The following is a 17,142-nucleotide window of genomic DNA, read 5'->3' on the forward strand; positions in this document are numbered from 1 at the left end:
CCGGGCACGTCCTCGCCAAGCCACTGCTGATGCCGCTGCTCGTCGCGTACGTCCTCACCCGCCCCCGGGCCCCGCGGCTGCTGGTGGCGGCCCTGCTCTTCGGCTGGGGCGGGGACCTGGCCCTGCTCTTCGACGCCGAGCCCGCCTTCCTGATCGGCATGGGCTCCTTCGCCGCCGGGCACGTCTGCTACCTCGTGCTCTTCGGCCGCGGCCGGACGCATCCCGGGCTCGGGGCCGCGTACGCCGCCGCCCTCCTCGGCACCGTCGGCCTGCTGTGGTCCGACCTGCCGGCGGCGCTGCGGATCCCCGTCGCCTGCTACAGCCTGCTGCTGACCGCCATGGCCTACCGCTCCAGCGTCTTCGGGCCGCGGGCCGGGCTCGGCGGGGCGCTGTTCCTGCTCTCCGACTCGCTGATCGCCACCGGGGTCGCCGCATGGCCGCAGCTGCCCCGCCCCGACTTCTGGATCATGGCCACCTACGCGGCGGCCCAGTACCTGCTGGCCGGCGGGGCACTCGCCGCAAGGGCGTACCGTAGGGAGGTCGACCCGGCACGACCTGCCGGTACAGAAATCCCGACCTGACCCCGGAGGGCTGCACCACCATGCGCGCCACCGTCATCCACGCCCCGCACGACATACGCGTGGAGGAGGTGCCCGACGCTGCGATCCAGCGCCCCGAGGACGCCGTCGTCCGCGTGCTGCGTGCCTGCATCTGCGGCAGCGACCTGTGGGCCTACCGCGGCGAGGCCGCACGCGAGCCCGGCCAGCGCATCGGCCACGAGTTCCTCGGCATCGTCGAGGAGACCGGCTCCGCCGTCTCCGGCCTGAAGGCCGGAGACCTCGTGGTGGCCCCCTTCGTCTGGTCCGACGGCACCTGCGACTTCTGTTCCGAGGGCCTGTACACCTCCTGCGTGCACGGCGGCTTCTGGGGCTCGGTCGGCCACGACGGCGGCCAGGGCGAGGCCGTCCGCGTGCCGTACGCCGACGGCACCCTCGTCAAGCTGCCCGCCGAGGCCGCCTCCGACGACCACCTGCTGACCGGGCTGCTCGCCCTCTCCGACGTCCTGGGCACCGGCCACCACGCCGCGCTCGGTGCGGGCGTGCGCAAGGGCTCCACCGTGGCCGTCGTCGGCGACGGCGCGGTGGGCCTGTGCGGCGTGCTCGCCGCCAAGCGGCTCGGCGCCGAGCGGATCATCGCCCTGGGCCGGCACAGCGTCCGTACGGACATCGCCAAGCGCTTCGGCGCCACCGACGTGGTCGCCGAGCGCGGCGAGGCCGCGGAGGCCGCCGTGCGCGAGCTCACCGGCGGCCAGGGCGCGCACGCCGTCATCGAGGCGGTCGGCACCGAGCAGTCCATGCGCACCGCCGTGCGGATCACCCGCGACGGCGGCACCATCGGCTACGTCGGCGTCCCGCACGGCAGCGCCACCGGCCTCGACCTCGACGCGATGTTCGACCGCAACATCAGCCTGCGCGGCGGCGTGGCCCCGGTGCGCGCGTACATCCCGGAGCTGCTCGAGGACGTGCTGAGCGGCGCGATCGACCCGGCGCCCGTCTTCGACCGGGCCGTGTCCCTGGACGAGGTCCCGGACGGCTACCGCGCGATGGACGACCGCAGCGCCCTGAAGGTGATCATCACCCCCTGACGCCCGCCCGCGTGAACGGCCGGAGGGGCCGGCCGGGGAGGAATCCCCGGCCGGCCCCTCGGTGCGTTCGCCGTGGAAGGGTTACTTGACGGCCTTCAGCGCGTCCACGACGCCGTAGCCGTAGTAGCCCGTCTGGCCCCACTTGCTCTCGCAGGTGGTGGCGTCGATCAGCTTGCCCGTGTTGTCGTACACCTGCGTCGGGCAGGTCGCCTTGGTGGCCTGCTCCTTCAGCATCCGCTGCAGCTGCGCCGGCGTGGCCTTCGGGTGGGCGCTCTTGAGCAGCGCCGCGACGCCCGAGACGTGCGGGGCGGCCATCGAGGTGCCCTGCTTGTAGCCCCAGCCGCCGCCCGGGAGAGTGGACAGGACGCGGCCGTTGGCGTCCGGGGTGGCCGGGACCTGCCACTTGTCGCCGCCGGGGCCGGCCACGTCGACGACGCCGAGGCCGTAGCTGGAGTAGTACGAGCGGAAGCCCTTGTCACCGGTGGCGGAGACCGTGACGACGCCCGGCAGCTGCGTCGGCAGGTCCAGGCACTCGTGCGGGTTGATGGTGCGCGTCACGGCGGTGCCGTCGTCGGGGCTGGTCGTGTCCTCGATCGAGTCCGCCGACAGGTCCCAGTTGGAGTTGCCGGCCGAGGCCACGTTGAGGGTGCCCTTGCGCTCCGCGTAGCGGGTCGCCCGGGTTATCGCCTCGACGAGGGCCTTCTGGTCGTCGTCGTTCTTGCAGTTGAAGTACCACGGGTCGACGTAGTAGCTGTTGTTCGTCACGTCGATGCCGTGCTCGGCGGCGAAGACGAAGCCGCAGACGACCGCCTCGGTGAAGAACAGGCTGGTGCCCGGCTCGCTCACCTTGATGGCGGCGAGCTTCACGCCCGGCGCGACGCCCGAGACGCCGATGCCGTTGCGGGCGGCCGCGATGGTGCCGGCCACGTGGGTGCCGTGGTCGCTGCCGTCCGCGTACGGGCGCCAGGCGCCGGCGGAGGTGTCGGCGACGCCCCCGACGCAGTTCGCCGACTTGTTCGCGGCGAAGTTCGGTGCGAGATCCGGGTGGGTGTCGTCGACACCCGTGTCGATGACGCCCACCGTCACGTCCGGGCTGCCATCGTTGATCTTGTGAGCCTCGTCGGCCTTGATCGCCCGCAGGTCCCACTGGTTGGGCTCCAGCGGCTCCTGCCCCTCCGCGGCCACCGCCGCGGACTTGGCGGCGTCCGCCGCGCTGAGCTTCTGGGTGGTGCCCTCGTCGGTGGTCTGCACCGTCTTCAGGGGGGCCGTACGGGTGGCGCCGACCGACACGAAGAGGTTGCGCTGCGCCCGCAGCGTCTTGGCGAACTCGGGGTTCTGGGAGTGTGCGACGACCACGCCGATCTGGTCGTAGGCCGTCACCACCGTGCCGCCCGCGGCCTCGATGGCCTCCTTCGCCTGGTTCGCGGTGCCGTACGCGGTCAGGTTCGCCACGTACGACAGCTTCGGGCCGGTGGTGTCGGGCTTCGCAGCCGTCGCGCCCGCCGTGGTGCCCACCGGGGCGGCCGAGGCCGCGACGGAGGGAAGGAAGGCGAGGGAGGCGGTGAGCGCCAGGCCGACCGGTACGGCGAGGCGCCGGCGGCCGGATCCCAGATGAGCCATGGGTTCTCCACATCATCCGTGAAAAAGTCGTCCGCGCGCGGTCGCGCAGGACGACGGGTTCATGACAGGCGAACCTAGCGCTGACGTTCGCCTTTGCGCCATGAGTTCGAGAAATCAGTTTCCAAAGAATCAGCGGGCGTTGAACCGTCCCGACGCTTCGGCCGTGCCGTTGTCAGGGGGACCGGCACGCCGTTCCCCCACACGGAGGTTGATTTGTCCGTCCCCACCGCACCCGCGTCACAAGGAGAGCCCCCCGTGACCACCCAAGCAGCGCCGCCGCCGGGCAGCGCGGGAACGCCCACGGCACGTCCCACGGCCGAACAGTTCGAAGCCGTCCAGCACAGCCCCGAGTTCGCCGCGCTGCGCCGCTCGCACCGCGCGTTCGCCTTCCCGCTCACGGTGGCCTTCATCGCCTGGTACCTGCTGTACGTGCTGCTGTCCAACTACGCCGGCGGCTTCATGGGGACCAAGCTGTTCGGCAACATCAACGTCGCGCTCGTCCTCGGCCTCGGCCAGTTCGCCACGACGTTCCTCATCGCCTGGCTGTACTCCCGCCACGCCGCCGCCAAGCTCGACCCGCAGGCCGGGGCGATCAAGGAGCGGATGGAGGCCGACGCATGAGCGGCGCCCTCCACGCCACCACGACGGCCGCCGGGGCCACCGAGCACCGGCCGCTGATCATCACCCTGTTCGGGCTGTTCGTCGTCGCCACCCTGATCATCACGATCTGGGCCGGCCGCCAGACCCGCGACGCCGCCGACTTCTACGCGGGCGGCCGCCAGTTCACCGGCTTCCAGAACGGCCTGGCCATCTCCGGCGACTACATGTCCGCCGCGTCCTTCCTCGGCATCGCCGGCGCCATCGCACTCTTCGGCTACGACGGCTTCCTCTACTCCATCGGCTTCCTCGTCGCCTGGCTCGTGGCCCTGCTGCTGGTCGCCGAGCCGCTGCGCAACTCCGGCCGCTACACGATGGGCGACGTGCTCGCGTTCCGGATGCGCCAGCGCCCGGTCCGCACCGCCGCCGGCACCTCCACCATCGTGGTCTCGATCTTCTACCTGCTCGCCCAGATGGCCGGCGCCGGCGTCCTCGTCTCGCTGCTGCTCGGCATCACCAGCGACGGCGGCAAGGTCGCCGTGGTCGCGCTGGTCGGCGTACTGATGATCGTCTACGTGACCATCGGCGGCATGAAGGGCACCACCTGGGTCCAGATGATCAAGGCGGTGCTGCTCATTGCGGGCGCCCTGCTGATCACCTTCCTGGTCCTGCTGAAGTTCCACTTCAACATCTCCGACCTGCTGGGCAAGGCCGCCGAGAACAGCGGCCAGGGCGCCAAGTTCCTCGAACCCGGCCTGAAGTACGGCAAGGACCCCACCACCAAGCTGGACTTCATCTCGCTCGGCCTGGCCCTGGTGCTCGGCACCGCCGGGCTGCCGCACATCCTGATCCGCTTCTACACGGTTCCCACCGCCAAGGCCGCCCGCAAGTCCGTCAACTGGGCCATCGGCATCATCGGCGCCTTCTACCTGATGACCATCGCCCTCGGCTTCGGCGCCGCCGCCCTGCTCAAGCGGACCGACATCATCGCCTCCAACAAGGCCGGCAACACCGCCGCCCCGCTCGTCGCCCAGGAGCTCGGCGGCGGAGCCGGCTCCACCGGCGGCGCGGTCCTGCTCGCCGTGATCTCGGCCGTCGCCTTCGCCACCATCCTCGCCGTGGTCGCCGGGCTCACCCTCGCCTCCTCCTCGTCCTTCGCCCACGACCTGTACGTGAACGTGATCCGCAAGGGCAACGCCACCGAGCAGGAGGAGGTCCGGGCCGCCCGCTGGTCCACCGTGGTCATCGGCGCCGTCGCCATCGGCCTCGGGGCCCTCGCCCGCGACCTCAACGTCGCCGGCCTGGTCGCCCTCGCCTTCGCCGTCGCGGCCTCCGCCAACCTGCCGACGATCCTCTACAGCCTCTTCTGGAAGCGGTTCACCACCCGCGGCGCCCTGTGGTCGATCTACGGCGGCCTGGTCTCCTCGGTCGTCCTGGTGCTCTTCTCCCCGGTCGTCTCCGGCAAGCCCACCTCGATGTTCAAGGAAGCCGACTTCTACTGGTTCCCCCTGGAGAACCCCGGCATCATCTCCATCCCCCTCGGCTTCCTGCTGGGCTGGCTGGGCACCGTACTGTCCAAGGAGGAGGCCGACCCCAAGAAGTTCGCGGAGCTCGAGGTCCGCTCCCTCACCGGCACGGGTGCGCACTGACGGCCGCGCTGCCCGTACTCCTGTGAGAGGGCCCGAACACCCAGCGTGGCCGTGTCGTACGTCCCTACGACACGGCCGCGTCGCCTCTCGTTCAATCGGGTATCACAAGAAGACACAGCCGTCGCGTAGGCTCGATCACAGCGCATGCACACTCCATCACGGCGGCGCGGACCTCTTGGAACCGGACAGGGAGGGGGGCCCACAGTGCTTCTCGACACCTACGGCCGCGTGGCCACTGACCTGCGCGTCTCACTCACCGACCGGTGCAACCTGCGCTGTACGTACTGCATGCCCGAGGAAGGCCTGCAGTGGCTCGGCAAGTCGGACCTGCTGAGCGACGAGGAGATCGTCCGGCTGATACGCATCGCCGTCACGCAGCTGGGCATCACCGAGGTCCGCTTCACCGGCGGCGAGCCGCTGCTGCGCCCCGGCCTGGTGGGGATCGTCGAGCAGTGCGCGGCCCTGGAGCCCCGCCCCAAGATGTCGCTGACCACCAACGGCATAGGCCTCAAGCGCACCGCACAGGCGCTCAAGGCCGCCGGACTGGACCGGGTCAACGTCTCCCTCGACACCCTGCGGCCCGACGTCTTCAAGACCCTCACCCGCCGTGACCGCCACCACGACGTCCTCGACGGCATGGCCGCCGCCCGCGAGGCCGGCCTGACCCCCGTCAAGGTCAACGCCGTCCTGATGCCCGGCCTGAACGAGGACGAGGCCCCCGACCTGCTGGCCTGGGCCGTCGACAACGGCTACGAGCTCCGCTTCATCGAGCAGATGCCGCTGGACGCCCAGCACGGCTGGAAGCGCGACGGCATGATCACCGCCGGCGACATCCTGGCCTCCCTGCGCACCCGCTTCACCCTCACCGAGGAGGGCGCCGAGGAGCGCGGCTCCGCCCCCGCCGAGCGCTGGCTCGTCGACGGCGGCCCGGCCACCGTCGGCGTCATCGCCTCCGTGACCCGCCCCTTCTGCGGGGCCTGCGACCGCACCCGGCTCACCGCCGACGGCCAGATCCGCACCTGCCTCTTCGCCACCGAGGAGTCCGACCTGCGCGGCGCGCTGCGCTCCGGCGCCCCGGACGAGGAGATCGCCCGCCTGTGGAAGGTGGCGATGTGGGGCAAGAAGGCCGGCTCCGGCCTCGACGACCCGAGCTTCCTCCAGCCCGACCGCCCGATGTCGGCGATCGGCGGCTGACCGCCCCCACCCCGCAACCGCGTGCGGCCGGCCCGTTCCTCGACGGGCCGGCCGCACTGCTGCTGTTGTGCTGTCTGCCGGCCGGGGGCGCTACGGGCGCTCCGAGCCCTCCGGCTGGACCCACTCGTCGAGCTTCACGACGTCCTTCAGGAAGCCGCGGACCCCGAGGAACTGCGAGAGGTGCTCGCGGTGCTCCTCGCACGCCAGCCAGGTCTTGCGGCGCTCCGGCGCGTGCAGCTTCGGGTTGTTCCATGCCAGGACCCAGACGGCCGCGTCGCGGCAGCCCTTGGCGGAGCAGGTGGGAGTCTCGGGAGAGTCAGGGGAGTTCACGCCCCAACCCTACAAACCGCCCCAGGGAAAGGGCGACGCCGAGCAGCCACGGGGGGAGCTGCCCGGCGTCGGTCCGTCGCTCCGACGGGGGATGCGGAGCGCGTAGGCAGTATGTCACGCAGGACCCGGTGCAGTGCACCGGAACTTCATGATTGATCTGAGCTTTTCTTGAGGTTTCCCGCGCCCAGTGCCGGACGCACAGGCGAGGGGATGAAGTTCGAGGGCAGCGTGGGCGTCGACTCGCGCCCCGCGTTGGCGATGACGACGGCCACGTACGGCAGCAGCGCACCCGCGACGAGCGTCACGACGGCCACGGGGCGCTGCACGTTCCACAGCACCACGGTCGCCAGGACCGACAGCGTCCTGATCGCCATCGAGACCACGTACCGGCGCTGGCGCCCGCGCACGTCCTCCGCGAGGCCCATCCGGGCCCCGGTGATCCGGAAGACCTCGGCCCCGTTCCGCTTCTTCCGCAGCACGCTCCACCGCCCGATCCGATGCGCCGGACATTCCCCGGTCCGGTCCCTCCCACCGTACGCCGCGCCCTGCGGCAAGGAGGAGAGGGGGTGCCCCGAACGCAGCCGTCCGACATGCGCGCTACGCCGGACGGGTCGACACTGGGCCCACATGCGCACGACGCGCCACGAGGAGGCTCGACATGCAGTGGTTGTGGGCGATCATCGTAGGTTTCGTCCTGGGCCTCATAGCCCGGGCCATCCTGCCGGGCAAACAGCACCAGCCGCTCTGGCTGACCACCCTGTTCGGCATCGCCGGCGCCATCCTCGGCAACGCCGTCTCCGGCTGGATCGGCGTCGAGGAGACCAGGGGCATCGACTGGATCCGGCACCTGCTCCAGCTGGCCGGAGCGATCCTGATCGTGGGCCTCGGCGACATGCTCTACATGTCCCTGTGGGGCAACCGGAGGAAGCAGACGACGACGACCTGAGGGCCCGGCCGCGGCATGCCGCAGGGGCCGGCCGGACGGTGTGCGTCCGGACCGGCCCCTGCGCCGTGTCTCCCCGTGCCGGCCCTCCCCGGTGCGGGACGGGCCGGTACGGTACGGGTCCCTCAGGCGCCCGTGACCTCCACCGCGGCCAGGTTCTTCTTGCCGCGGCGCAGCACCAGCCAGCGCCCGTGCAGCAGGTCCTCCGCGGCCGGGACCGCGTCCTCGGCGGTGACCTTCACGTTGTTCACGTAGGCACCGCCCTCCTTCACGGTCCGGCGGCCGGCCGACTTGCTCGCGACCAGCCCGGTCTCCGCGAACAGGTCCACCACGAGACCCGGCTCGGAGACCTTCGCCTGCGGCAGCTCGGACAGGGCCGCGGCCAGCGTGGCCTCGTCCAGCTCCGCCAGCTCGCCCTGGCCGAACAGCGCCTTCGACGCGGCGATCACGGCCGCGCACTGGTCGGCGCCGTGCACCAGGGTGGTCAGCTCCTCCGCCAGCGCCCGCTGGGCGGCGCGTGCCTGCGGCCGCTCGGCGGTCTGCCGCTCCAGCTCCTCCAGCTCCTCGCGGGACTTGAAGGACAGGATCCGCAGGTACGTCGAGACGTCCCGGTCGTCCACGTTCAGCCAGAACTGGTAGAACGCGTACGGCGTGGTCATCTCCGGGTCGAGCCAGACGGCGCCGCTCTCGGTCTTGCCGAACTTGGTGCCGTCCGCCTTCACCATCAGCGGGGTCGCCAGCGCGTGGACCTGCGCCTCCGGCTCCAGCTTGTGGATCAGGTCGAGGCCGGCCACCAGGTTGCCCCACTGGTCCGAGCCGCCCTGCTGGAGCGTGCACCCGTGGCGCCGGTACAGCTCCAGGAAGTCCATGCCCTGGAGCAGCTGGTAGCTGAACTCGGTGTAGCTGATGCCCTCCTGGGACTCCAGCCGGCGGGCGACGGAGTCCTTGGTCAGCATCTTGTTGACGCGGAAGTGCTTGCCGATGTCCCGCAGGAACTCGATGGCGGACAGGCCCGCCGTCCAGTCCAGGTTGTTCACCATGACCGCCGCGTTCTCGCCCTCGAAGGACAGGAACGGCTCGATCTGGGTGCGCAGGCGCGTCACCCAGTTCGCGACGGTCTCCGGGTCGTTCAGGGTGCGCTCGGCGGTCGGGCGCGGGTCGCCGATCTGGCCGGTGGCCCCGCCGACCAGCGCCAGCGGCCGGTGCCCGGCCTGCTGGAGCCGGCGTACGGTCAGGACCTGCACGAGGTGGCCCACGTGCAGGGACGCCGCTGTCGGGTCGAACCCGCAATAGAACGTGACAGGACCGTCCGCGAAGGCCTTGCGCAGCGCTTCTTCATCGGTGGACTGGGCGAAAAGGCCCCGCCACTTCAGTTCGTCGACGATGTCCGTCACGGTCGTGACTCTCCTTGAAGGATGGAGTGAGTAGGGGTGCGGATGAGGGGTTCGACGCACATTCTAGGTGGTCAGACGCCCTTGCTGACCGAACTCATGTTGAAATCCGGGATACGCAGGGCCGGCATGGCGGTCCGGGTGAACCAGTCGCTCCACTCGCGGGGCAGGGTCTTCTCCGTCCGGCCGGCCTCCGTGGCCCGCGACAGCAGGTCCACGGGGGACTCGTTGAAGCGGAAGTTGTTGACCTCGCCGACGACCTCCCCGTTCTCCACGAGGTAGACGCCGTCCCGGGTCAGGCCCGTCAGCAGCAGTGTCGCCGGGTCCACCTCACGGATGTACCACAGGCACGTCAGCAGCAGGCCGTGCCCATGGTGGCCTGTGTCGGCGACCATCTCCTCCAGCGACTTGTCCCCGCCGCCGTCCAGGAGCAGGTTGCCGAAGCCGGGGGAGAGCGGCTGCCCCGTCAGGGCCGCGGTGTGCCGGGTCGTGGTCAGCCGGGCCAGCTCGCCGTCCTTGATCCAGTCGGTCGCCGGGACCGGCAGGCCGTTGTCGAACACCGACGCGTCGTCGCCCGAGCTGTGCGCGATCACGAACGGCGCCGACTCCAGGCCCGGCGCGTTCGGGTCGCTGCGCAGGGTCAGCGGCAGCTGCGACAGCTTCTCGCCCAGCCGGGTGCCCCCGCCGGGCTTGGAGAACACCGTCCGGCCCTCCACCGCGTCCCGGGCCGCCGCGGACCACATCTGGTAGATCAGCAGGTCGGCCACGGCCGTCGGGGGCAGCAGCGTCTCGTACCGCCCGGCCGGCAGGTCGATCCGCCGCTGCGCCCAGCCCAGCCGTACGGCGAGCTCCGCGTCCAGCGCCGTCGGGTCCACGTCCTTGAAGTCCCGCGTGGAGCGGCCGGCCCAGGCCGAGCGCTGCCGGTCGGGGGACTTGGCGTTGACCTCCAGGGTGCCGTTGGGCTGGTCGTGGCGCAGCCGCAGCCCGGTCGAGGTCCCGACGTACGTGGAGACCATCGTGTGGTGGGCGAAGCCGTACAGCTCCCGGCCGCCCGCCCGGGCCCGGGCGAAGGCCTCGCCGAGGGCCGGGGCGAAGTCCGCGAACACCGCCGAGGAGGTCTCGGCGGGGGCGTCGGCGAAGTCCGGCGAGGACGGGGTCCCGGTGACCAGCGGCTGCGCGTCCTCCGCCGGGCCCGCGCCGCGGGCGGCCGCCTCGGCGGCCCGGACCAGCGGCTCCAGCTCCTCGGCGGTCACGGCGGAGCGCGTGACGACCCCCGAGGCCGTGCCCTCCTTGCCGTCGACCGTGGCGATGACCGTCAGGGTCCGGCCCCGGGTGACGCCGTTGGTGGTGAGCGCGTTGCCCGCCCAGCGCAGGTTGGCCGACGACTCCTCGTCGGCGATGACGACGCAGCCGTCGGCGGTGGACAGCTCCAGGGCCCGCTCGATGATCTCGTGGGGCTTGGTGCGTCCGTTCGAAAGCGTGCTCATCGGCCGGCCTCCTGGGTGGTGTTCAGGATGTTCACGTCGCGGAACAGCGCGGACGGGCAGCCGTGCGAGACCGCCGCGACCTGGCCCGGCTGGGCCTTGCCGCAGTTGAAGGCACCCCCCAGCACGTACGTCTGCGGGCCGCCGACCTTCTCCATGGAGCCCCAGAAGTCGGTGGTGGTGGCCTGGTAGGCGACGTCGCGCAGCTGGCCGGCCAGCCGGCCGTTCTCGATGCGGAAGAACCGCTGCCCCGTGAACTGGAAGTTGTAGCGCTGCATGTCGATCGACCAGGAGCGGTCGCCGACCACGTAGATGCCGCGCTCGACCCCGCCGATCAGGTCCTCGGTGGACAGCCCGCCCGGATCCGGCTGCAGCGAGACGTTCGCCATGCGCTGGACGGGCACGTGCCCGGGGGAGTCGGCGAAGGCGCAGCCGTTGGAGCGGCCCAGGCCCGTCAGGCGCGCGATCCGCCGGTCCAGCTGGTAGCCGACCAGGGTGCCGTCCTTGACCAGGTCCCAGCTCTGCGCCTGGACGCCCTCGTCGTCGAAGCCGACGGTGGCCAGGCCGTGCTCGGCGGTGCGGTCACCGGTCACGTTCATGATCGCGGAGCCGTACTTGAGCGTGCCCAGCTGGTCGAAGGTGGCGAAGGAGGTGCCCGCGTACGCGGCCTCGTAGCCCAGCGCCCGGTCGAGCTCGGTGGCGTGGCCGATGGACTCGTGGATGGTGAGCCACAGGTTGGACGGGTCGACGACCAGGTCGTACCGGCCGGCCTCGACGCCCGGCGCGCGCATCTTCTCGGCGAGCAGGGAGGGGATCTCCTCGAGCTCGGAGTCCCAGTCCCAGCCGGTGCCGGTCAGGTACTCCCAGCCGCGGCCGGTCGGCGGGGCGATGGTGCGCATCGAGTCGAACTCGCCGGTGTCGGCGTTCACGGCGACCGCGGTGAGCTGCGGGTGGATCCGCACCCGCTGCTGGGTGGTCGTCGTGCCCGCGGTGTCGGCGTAGAACTTGTTCTCGTGCACGGCGAGGAGGGACGCGTCCACGTGCGCGACCCCGTCGGCGGCCAGCAGGCGCGAGCTCCAGTCGGCCAGCAGGGCCGCCTTGTCCGCGTCCGGCACCTCGAAGGGGTCGACGTCGTAGGCGGAGACCCACGTCTTGTCGGAGTGCACCGGCTCGTCGGCGAGCTCGACCCTCTCGTCGGACCCCGCCGCCTTGATCACCTGGGCCGACAGCTTCGCCATGGCCACGGCCTGCGAAGCCACCCGGGCGGCGCCGTCCATGGTCAGGTCCACACCGGAGGCGAACCCCCAGGCGCCCCCGTGCACCACGCGAACGGCGAACCCGAGGTCGGTGGTGTCGGACCCGCCGGCCGGCTTGGCGTCCCGCAGGCGCCAGGAGGCGCTGCGGATGCGCTCCAGCCGGAAGTCGGCGTGCTCGGAGCCCAGCGCGCGGGCCCGGGCGAGCGCCGCGTCGGCGAGCGCCCTCAAGGGCAGCGCGGTGAAGGCCGCGTCGATGGAATGGGGCACGGAATTCCTCCCGAGGTCGGGGCCGGTCCCCCCGATCATGGCGCGCCCGGGGCGCTCGTGCCTACCACTTTCTGTAGGGACTCGACAGAGCCCGTCCCCGGGCCCTGTGGGAGACCGATTCTGCGCACGGCAGGCGCGGCCTATAGGTTTCTGGTACTCAGACCGCTAGTCGAAAGGGTGATCCGTTGAGCCGCTCGGTTCTCGTCACCGGAGGAAACCGGGGCATCGGCCTCGCCATCGCCCGAGCCTTCGCACAGGCGGGTGACAAGGTCGCGATCACGTACCGCTCGGGCGAGCCGCCCGAGGAGCTCACCGCGCTCGGCGTCCTGGCGGTCCGCTGCGACATCACCGACTCCGAGCAGGTGGAGCAGGCCTACAAGGAGATCGAGGACACCCACGGCGCGGTCGAGGTGCTGGTGGCCAACGCCGGCATCACCAAGGACACGCTGCTGATGCGCATGTCCGAGGACGACTTCGCTTCCGTCGTGGACACCAACCTCACCGGCACCTTCCGCGTCGTCAAGCGCGCGAACCGCGGCATGCTCCGCGCCAAGAAGGGCCGGGTCGTCCTGATCTCCTCGGTCGTCGGCCTCCTCGGCTCGGCCGGCCAGGCCAACTACGCCGCCTCCAAGGCCGCCCTGGTCGGCTTCGCCCGCTCCCTCGCCCGCGAGCTGGGGTCGCGCAACATCACCTTCAACGTGGTCGCCCCCGGTTTCGTGGACACCGACATGACGAAGGTGCTCACCGACGAGCAGCGTGCGGCCATCGTGGCGAACGTGCCGCTCGCCCGCTACGCGCAGCCCGAGGAGATCGCGGCAGCCGTCAGCTTCCTGGCGTCCGACGACGCCGCGTACATCACTGGAGCCGTCATTCCCGTTGACGGCGGATTGGGCATGGGTCACTGATCACCATGAGCGGAATCCTCGAGGGCAAGCGCATCCTCGTCACCGGCGTGCTGATGGAGTCCTCCATCGCCTTCCACGTCGCCAAGCTGGCCCAGGAGCAGGGTGCCGAGGTCATCCTCACCGCGTGGCCGCGGCCCACCCTGACCGAGCGCATCGCCAAGAAGCTGCCCAAGCCGGTCAAGGTCATCGAGCTCGACGTCACCAACGACGAGCACCTCGGCCGCTTGGAGCAGCTGGTCCGCGACGAGCTCGGCGGCCTCGACGGCGTCGTCCACTCCATCGGCTTCGCCCCGCAGGACGCCCTCGGCGGCAACTTCCTCAACACCCCGTTCGAGTCGGTCGCCACCGCCATGCACGTCTCGGCGTTCTCGCTGAAGTCGCTGACCATGGCCTGCAAGCCGCTGTTCCCGGCGGAGGGCGCGGCCGTCGTCGGCCTCACCTTCGACGCGCAGTTCGCCTGGCCCCAGTACGACTGGATGGGCCCGGCCAAGGCCGCCCTGGAGGCGACCAGCCGCTACCTCGCCCGCGACCTGGGCAAGGAGAACATCCGCTGCAACCTGGTCTCGGCCGGTCCCCTCGGCTCGATGGCCGCGAAGTCCATCCCGGGCTTCGGCGAGCTGGCGGACACCTGGAACCACCGCTCCATGCTGGAGTGGGACATGAGCGACCCGGAGCCGGCCGGCCGCGGCGTCGTCGCGCTGCTGTCGGACTGGTTCCCGAAGACCACGGGCGAGATCGTCCACGTGGACGGCGGTCTGCACGCGATGGGTGCCTGACCGGGCCCGGCACGTCCGTACGGCGGCGGCTGCGTCCTCCCACCCGGGAGGCGCGGCCGCCGCCGTTTTTCGCTGCCGCGAGGAGGGGGCCCGCGGCGGTCCGTGTCCTGCACCCGGTCGAAGCCCGATCAAATGTGCGCCCTGCGACGGGCTCTTCCCGAGTCGAAAACCGGGACCAAAGCCTGCAAACTGACCGGGTCGGGATCTTCCCGGGCGGTGCGAGGAGGTACGGCAGTGGGCACGAGGCCGAGCCGGGCGGTGTCGCTGCTCGTCACCTCCGTGGTCCTGACGGGCCTGCTGATCCCGGGGGCGATCGCGCAGACGGACGCGGGCGAGCCGGCGTTCGGCCCCGAGGCGGGGGCCCCGGTCGTCGTGGACCTGGCCGAGATCCCCGTCGAGCCGCCCGTGCCGCCCTCGCCCTCCGTCTCCCCGGACCTGTTCGGTGCGGACTGCGAGACCGTCATCGAGGGCTCGCAGGTGCTGGCCAACTGCCACAACGGCTATCCGGAGACCGACCTGGTCCGGCTGCACGTGGAGTGCGACCGCTGGTGGGACCTGGACGCCGACGCCGCCCCGGTGCCGGTGGGCCCGGCCGGGCGGGTCGAGCTCACCGGCCGCTGCTGGAAGGAAGTCCGCTCGGCCTGGGTCACCCACCAGCGGCCGTGACCGGGTGCTGCTACCGCCTGCCGAGGCAGGCGAAGGGGTAGCCCGCCGCCTCCGAGGCGGCCGCGTCCCCGTCCCCGCGCCGGATCGCCTCGATCAGCCGGGCGTGGTCCAGGTGCGCCGCCGCGTCCAGGTCCGTACCGACGTCCGTGCGCAGCCACTCGGCCACCAGGTCCCCGAGGTCCGCGTACAGCTCGATCAGCACCTCGTTGTGCGAGGCCGCCACCACCGCCATGTGCAGGGCCACGTCCGCGGCGACGAACACCTCCGCGTCCCCGCTCGCCCAGGCCTCCTCGCGGCGCGCCAGCAGGGCGTCCAGCTGGGCGACGTCCCGCTCGGTGCGCCGCTCCGCCGCCAGCCGGGCCGCGGAGGACTCCAGCGTCGAGCGGAGCTCGGCGATGTGCCGGGGGTCGGCGCCGGCGAAGCGGCGGTGCATCACGCCGGCCAGCTCGCTGGTGGCGAGGACGTACGTGCCCGAGCCCTGCCGGATGTCGAGGAGCCCGTTGTGCGCGAGCGCCCGTACGGCCTCGCGCACGGTGTTGCGGGCGACGCCCAGCAGCTCCACCAGCTCCGGCTCGGTCGGGATGCGGGAGCCCACCGGCCATTCGCCGGAGGTGATCTGGTTCCTGAGCTGGGCGATCACCTGGTCGACCAGGGCGGAGCGGCGGGGGGAGGTCAGCGGCATACGGACAGGATCCCATCGCGCAGTGGACAGTCAATCATCCCATGATTCTATGATGGGTGAATGTCCGACGAAGAGACCCCCACCCCGACCCTGAACCGGCCCCCCGCCGCGCACCCCGCCGTCCCGGGCCCCCGCCCCGCCGCCCCCGCGCCGGCGCCCGCCCCGCCCGCATGGCTCGGACCGGTCCTCGTCGTCGGCATCGTCCTCGCCGCCCTCAACCTGCGGCCCGCCATCACCAGCCTCGGCGCCCTCTTCGAGGAGGTCCGCGACGGGCTCGGCATGAGCGGCACCGTCGCCGGACTGATCACCTCCGTCCCGGCCCTGTGCTTCGCCGTCTTCGGCGTCACCGCCCCACGGCTCTCCCGCCGCTTCGGCCCCGCCGCCGTCGTCTGCGCCGGCATGGCCGCCGTCGCCGCCGGCCTGCTGATCCGCCCCTTCACGCACGGCGCCGCCGGCTTCCTCGCCGCCAGCGCCCTGTCCCTGGCGGGCATCGCACTGACCAACGTGCTGCTCCCGGTGATCGTCAAGCGCTGGTTCCCCGACCGCGTCGGCACCATGACCGGCCTGTACTCCATGGCCCTGGCCGTCGGCACCTCCCTCGCCGCCGCCGCGACCGTCCCGCTGACCTCCGCCCTCGGCGGCAGCTGGCGCACCGGTCTGCTGGTCTGGGCCCTCCTCGCCGTGGCCGCCGTCGTGCCCTGGCTGCCCGTCGCCGCGTCCGTACGCCGCGAGCAGCGCGCCGGCGGTCGGGGCGCGGGCGGTTCCGCGGGAGAGGGCGCGTCGCCGGACGGCACCGCTCCGGCCGACGCCGACGCTGCTGCCGCTCCCGCCGACGCCGGCGCCGCGCCGGCCGCAGGCCCCTCCGTCGTCCGCAGCCGCACCGCCTGGGCCCTCGCCGGCTACTTCGGCCTCCAGGCCACCGGCGCCTACATCACCATGGGCTGGCTGTCGCAGATCTTCCGCGACGCCGGTGTCTCCGCCTCCACCGCGGGCGTCCTGCTCGCCGTCACCATGGTCATGGGCGTCCCGCTGGCCTTCGTCATCCCCAGCCTGGCGGGCCGGATGCGCCACCAGGGCGCCATCGCCGCCGGCCTCGGCGTCTTCGGCCTTGCCGGCTACAGCGGCCTCCACTTCGCCCCCGCGGCCGGCGCCTGGCTGTGGGCCCTCCTGCTCGGCATCTCCAACTGCGCCTTCCCGCTCGCCATCACCATGATCGGCCTGCGGGCGCGGACCCCCGGCGGCGTCGTCAGGCTCTCCGCCTTCGCCCAGAGCATCGGCTACCTCGTCTCCATCCCCGGCCCGCTCCTCATCGGCGCCCTCTACCAGCACAGCGGCGGCTGGGACCTCCCGCTGACCCTGATGACCTGCCTGCTCGTCCCGCAGATCGCCCTCGGCGTCCTCGCCGGCCGGGACCGCACGATCGAGGACGAACGGGGCGTGCGAGACTGAGGGACATGTCGCCCGTACTCGAACCCAACCCCCAGAACGGTCGCCGGAAGCTCGGCATCGTGCTCGGCGCCATGCTCGTCGTCAGCGTGGTCATCGCCGTGATCGCGACGGTCGCCTCCCCCTGACCCCTCCCACGGCGGCCGACCAGGAGGGTGGGGTTGTCCCCACCCACCCCTAGGGGGTCTGGTTCAGGGTCTTCTGGGGTGTGCCCCGGATGGGAACCGCCCCTTCGGATCCTTAGATTCGAAGGAGCGAGTCCGACCCACCCGAGCACCCACGGAGGCGGCC

The 17,142-nt window shown here is 71.9% G+C and carries 18 protein-coding genes; 11 read left to right on the plus strand and 7 right to left on the minus strand.

What is annotated here, in order from left to right; translation table 11 throughout:
* Together ABZ924_RS28680 and ABZ924_RS28685 are read left to right on the plus strand one after the other, a co-directional pair.
* A partial coding sequence (locus ABZ924_RS28680; protein ID WP_361915803.1) for a lysoplasmalogenase occupies positions 1 to 581 on the plus strand: 581 nt, incomplete at its 5' end.
* A gap of 20 nt (positions 582 to 601) precedes the next feature.
* Positions 602 to 1,645 (plus strand): zinc-dependent alcohol dehydrogenase family protein, encoded by a 1,044-nt coding sequence (locus ABZ924_RS28685; protein WP_361915806.1) that lies wholly within the window; start codon positions 602 to 604, stop codon positions 1,643 to 1,645.
* Positions 1,646 to 1,726: 81 nt separating this feature from the next.
* Here ABZ924_RS28685 and ABZ924_RS28690 read toward each other — a convergent pair whose 3' ends face one another.
* Complete coding sequence (locus ABZ924_RS28690) at positions 1,727 to 3,265, minus strand: S8 family serine peptidase (protein ID WP_361915809.1); 1,539 nt, start codon at positions 3,263 to 3,265, stop codon at positions 1,727 to 1,729.
* Positions 3,266 to 3,520: 255 nt separating this feature from the next.
* Here ABZ924_RS28690 and ABZ924_RS28695 point away from each other — a divergent pair, with 255 nt between their 5' ends.
* From ABZ924_RS28695 to moaA, 3 genes are all read left to right on the plus strand, one after another.
* A complete protein-coding gene (locus tag ABZ924_RS28695; RefSeq protein ID WP_361915812.1) occupies positions 3,521 to 3,886 on the plus strand; it encodes a DUF485 domain-containing protein in 366 nt (121 codons plus the stop codon).
* Positions 3,883 to 5,511 carry a cation acetate symporter gene (locus ABZ924_RS28700; protein WP_361915814.1) on the plus strand — a complete coding sequence of 543 codons (1,629 nt, stop codon included), beginning with the start codon at positions 3,883 to 3,885 and terminating at the stop codon, positions 5,509 to 5,511. The genes ABZ924_RS28695 and ABZ924_RS28700 overlap by 4 nt, the downstream gene beginning before the upstream one ends.
* Before the next feature lie 204 nt (positions 5,512 to 5,715).
* On the plus strand, positions 5,716 to 6,705 hold the full coding sequence (gene moaA, locus ABZ924_RS28705; protein WP_361915817.1) for a GTP 3',8-cyclase MoaA: 990 nt from the start codon (positions 5,716 to 5,718) through the stop codon (positions 6,703 to 6,705).
* Between the two features lie 90 nt (positions 6,706 to 6,795).
* Here the strand turns inward: moaA and ABZ924_RS28710 are convergent, their stop codons facing one another.
* The gene (locus ABZ924_RS28710) at positions 6,796 to 7,035 is read right to left on the minus strand and encodes a hypothetical protein (RefSeq protein WP_361915820.1); all 240 of its coding nucleotides are present in this window, start codon (positions 7,033 to 7,035) and stop codon (positions 6,796 to 6,798) included.
* Positions 7,036 to 7,181: 146 nt separating this feature from the next.
* Entirely contained in the window at positions 7,182 to 7,514 is a 333-nt protein-coding gene (locus ABZ924_RS28715; RefSeq protein ID WP_361915823.1) for a DUF3099 domain-containing protein, read from the minus strand.
* A 179-nt stretch (positions 7,515 to 7,693) separates the two neighbouring features.
* Here ABZ924_RS28715 and ABZ924_RS28720 point away from each other — a divergent pair, with 179 nt between their 5' ends.
* Positions 7,694 to 7,981, plus strand: a complete 288-nt coding sequence (locus tag ABZ924_RS28720) for a GlsB/YeaQ/YmgE family stress response membrane protein (RefSeq protein WP_361915825.1) — start codon at positions 7,694 to 7,696, stop codon at positions 7,979 to 7,981.
* 122 nt (positions 7,982 to 8,103) lie between these two features.
* Here the strand turns inward: ABZ924_RS28720 and tyrS are convergent, their stop codons facing one another.
* The 3 genes from tyrS to ABZ924_RS28735 form a co-directional block, all read right to left on the minus strand.
* Positions 8,104 to 9,372 (minus strand): tyrosine--tRNA ligase, encoded by a 1,269-nt coding sequence (tyrS, locus tag ABZ924_RS28725; RefSeq protein ID WP_361915828.1) that lies wholly within the window; start codon positions 9,370 to 9,372, stop codon positions 8,104 to 8,106.
* Between the two features lie 71 nt (positions 9,373 to 9,443).
* The gene (locus ABZ924_RS28730; RefSeq protein WP_361915831.1) at positions 9,444 to 10,856 is read right to left on the minus strand and encodes a metallopeptidase TldD-related protein; all 1,413 of its coding nucleotides are present in this window, start codon (positions 10,854 to 10,856) and stop codon (positions 9,444 to 9,446) included.
* Positions 10,853 to 12,376 carry a TldD/PmbA family protein gene (locus ABZ924_RS28735; RefSeq protein ID WP_361915834.1) on the minus strand — a complete coding sequence of 508 codons (1,524 nt, stop codon included), beginning with the start codon at positions 12,374 to 12,376 and terminating at the stop codon, positions 10,853 to 10,855. The genes ABZ924_RS28730 and ABZ924_RS28735 overlap by 4 nt, the downstream gene beginning before the upstream one ends.
* A 185-nt stretch (positions 12,377 to 12,561) precedes the next feature.
* Between ABZ924_RS28735 and fabG the strand changes: the two genes are divergently transcribed.
* The 3 genes from fabG to ABZ924_RS28750 all read left to right on the plus strand — a co-directional run bounded on the left by fabG (position 12,562) and on the right by ABZ924_RS28750 (position 14,723).
* Positions 12,562 to 13,281 (plus strand): 3-oxoacyl-[acyl-carrier-protein] reductase, encoded by a 720-nt coding sequence (gene fabG / locus ABZ924_RS28740; RefSeq protein ID WP_361915837.1) that lies wholly within the window; start codon positions 12,562 to 12,564, stop codon positions 13,279 to 13,281.
* A 5-nt stretch (positions 13,282 to 13,286) separates the two neighbouring features.
* Positions 13,287 to 14,057: an enoyl-ACP reductase FabI gene (gene fabI, locus ABZ924_RS28745; protein WP_114057006.1), complete on the plus strand. Its 771-nt coding sequence runs from the start codon at positions 13,287 to 13,289 to the stop codon at positions 14,055 to 14,057.
* Between the two features lie 372 nt (positions 14,058 to 14,429).
* Positions 14,430 to 14,723: a hypothetical protein gene (locus ABZ924_RS28750; RefSeq protein ID WP_361915896.1), complete on the plus strand. Its 294-nt coding sequence runs from the start codon at positions 14,430 to 14,432 to the stop codon at positions 14,721 to 14,723.
* Positions 14,724 to 14,733: 10 nt separating this feature from the next.
* On the opposite strand, the gene ABZ924_RS28755 is transcribed toward ABZ924_RS28750, so the two are convergent.
* On the minus strand, positions 14,734 to 15,405 hold the full coding sequence (locus ABZ924_RS28755) for a FadR/GntR family transcriptional regulator (protein ID WP_361915841.1): 672 nt from the start codon (positions 15,403 to 15,405) through the stop codon (positions 14,734 to 14,736).
* A 60-nt stretch (positions 15,406 to 15,465) separates the two neighbouring features.
* Between ABZ924_RS28755 and ABZ924_RS28760 the strand changes: the two genes are divergently transcribed.
* Both ABZ924_RS28760 and ABZ924_RS28765 read left to right on the plus strand, forming a co-directional pair.
* Entirely contained in the window at positions 15,466 to 16,854 is a 1,389-nt protein-coding gene (locus tag ABZ924_RS28760) for an MFS transporter (protein WP_361915844.1), read from the plus strand.
* A gap of 5 nt (positions 16,855 to 16,859) precedes the next feature.
* Positions 16,860 to 16,979 (plus strand): SGM_5486 family transporter-associated protein, encoded by a 120-nt coding sequence (locus ABZ924_RS28765; RefSeq protein WP_361915847.1) that lies wholly within the window; start codon positions 16,860 to 16,862, stop codon positions 16,977 to 16,979.
* Positions 16,980 to 17,142: the final 163 nt, after the last annotated feature.

The sequence above is a fragment of the Streptomyces sp. NPDC046876 genome (genome assembly GCF_040645035.1).
In the GTDB taxonomy this organism is placed as follows: domain Bacteria; phylum Actinomycetota; class Actinomycetes; order Streptomycetales; family Streptomycetaceae; genus Streptomyces.

What these genes read in the sequence shown, in the direction of transcription:
- ABZ924_RS28685 (WP_361915806.1), top strand. Translation starts at nt 602, where the DNA reads ATGCGCGCCACCGTCATCCACGCCCCGCACGACATACGCGTGGAGGAG.
- ABZ924_RS28690 (WP_361915809.1), bottom strand. Translation starts at nt 3,265, where the DNA reads ATGGCTCATCTGGGATCCGGCCGCCGGCGCCTCGCCGTACCGGTCGGC.
- ABZ924_RS28700 (WP_361915814.1), top strand. Translation starts at nt 3,883, where the DNA reads ATGAGCGGCGCCCTCCACGCCACCACGACGGCCGCCGGGGCCACCGAG.
- ABZ924_RS28720 (WP_361915825.1), top strand. Translation starts at nt 7,694, where the DNA reads ATGCAGTGGTTGTGGGCGATCATCGTAGGTTTCGTCCTGGGCCTCATA.
- ABZ924_RS28730 (WP_361915831.1), bottom strand. Translation starts at nt 10,856, where the DNA reads ATGAGCACGCTTTCGAACGGACGCACCAAGCCCCACGAGATCATCGAG.
- fabI (WP_114057006.1), top strand. Translation starts at nt 13,287, where the DNA reads ATGAGCGGAATCCTCGAGGGCAAGCGCATCCTCGTCACCGGCGTGCTG.
- ABZ924_RS28755 (WP_361915841.1), bottom strand. Translation starts at nt 15,405, where the DNA reads ATGCCGCTGACCTCCCCCCGCCGCTCCGCCCTGGTCGACCAGGTGATC.
- ABZ924_RS28760 (WP_361915844.1), top strand. Translation starts at nt 15,466, where the DNA reads ATGTCCGACGAAGAGACCCCCACCCCGACCCTGAACCGGCCCCCCGCC.
- ABZ924_RS28765 (WP_361915847.1), top strand. Translation starts at nt 16,860, where the DNA reads ATGTCGCCCGTACTCGAACCCAACCCCCAGAACGGTCGCCGGAAGCTC.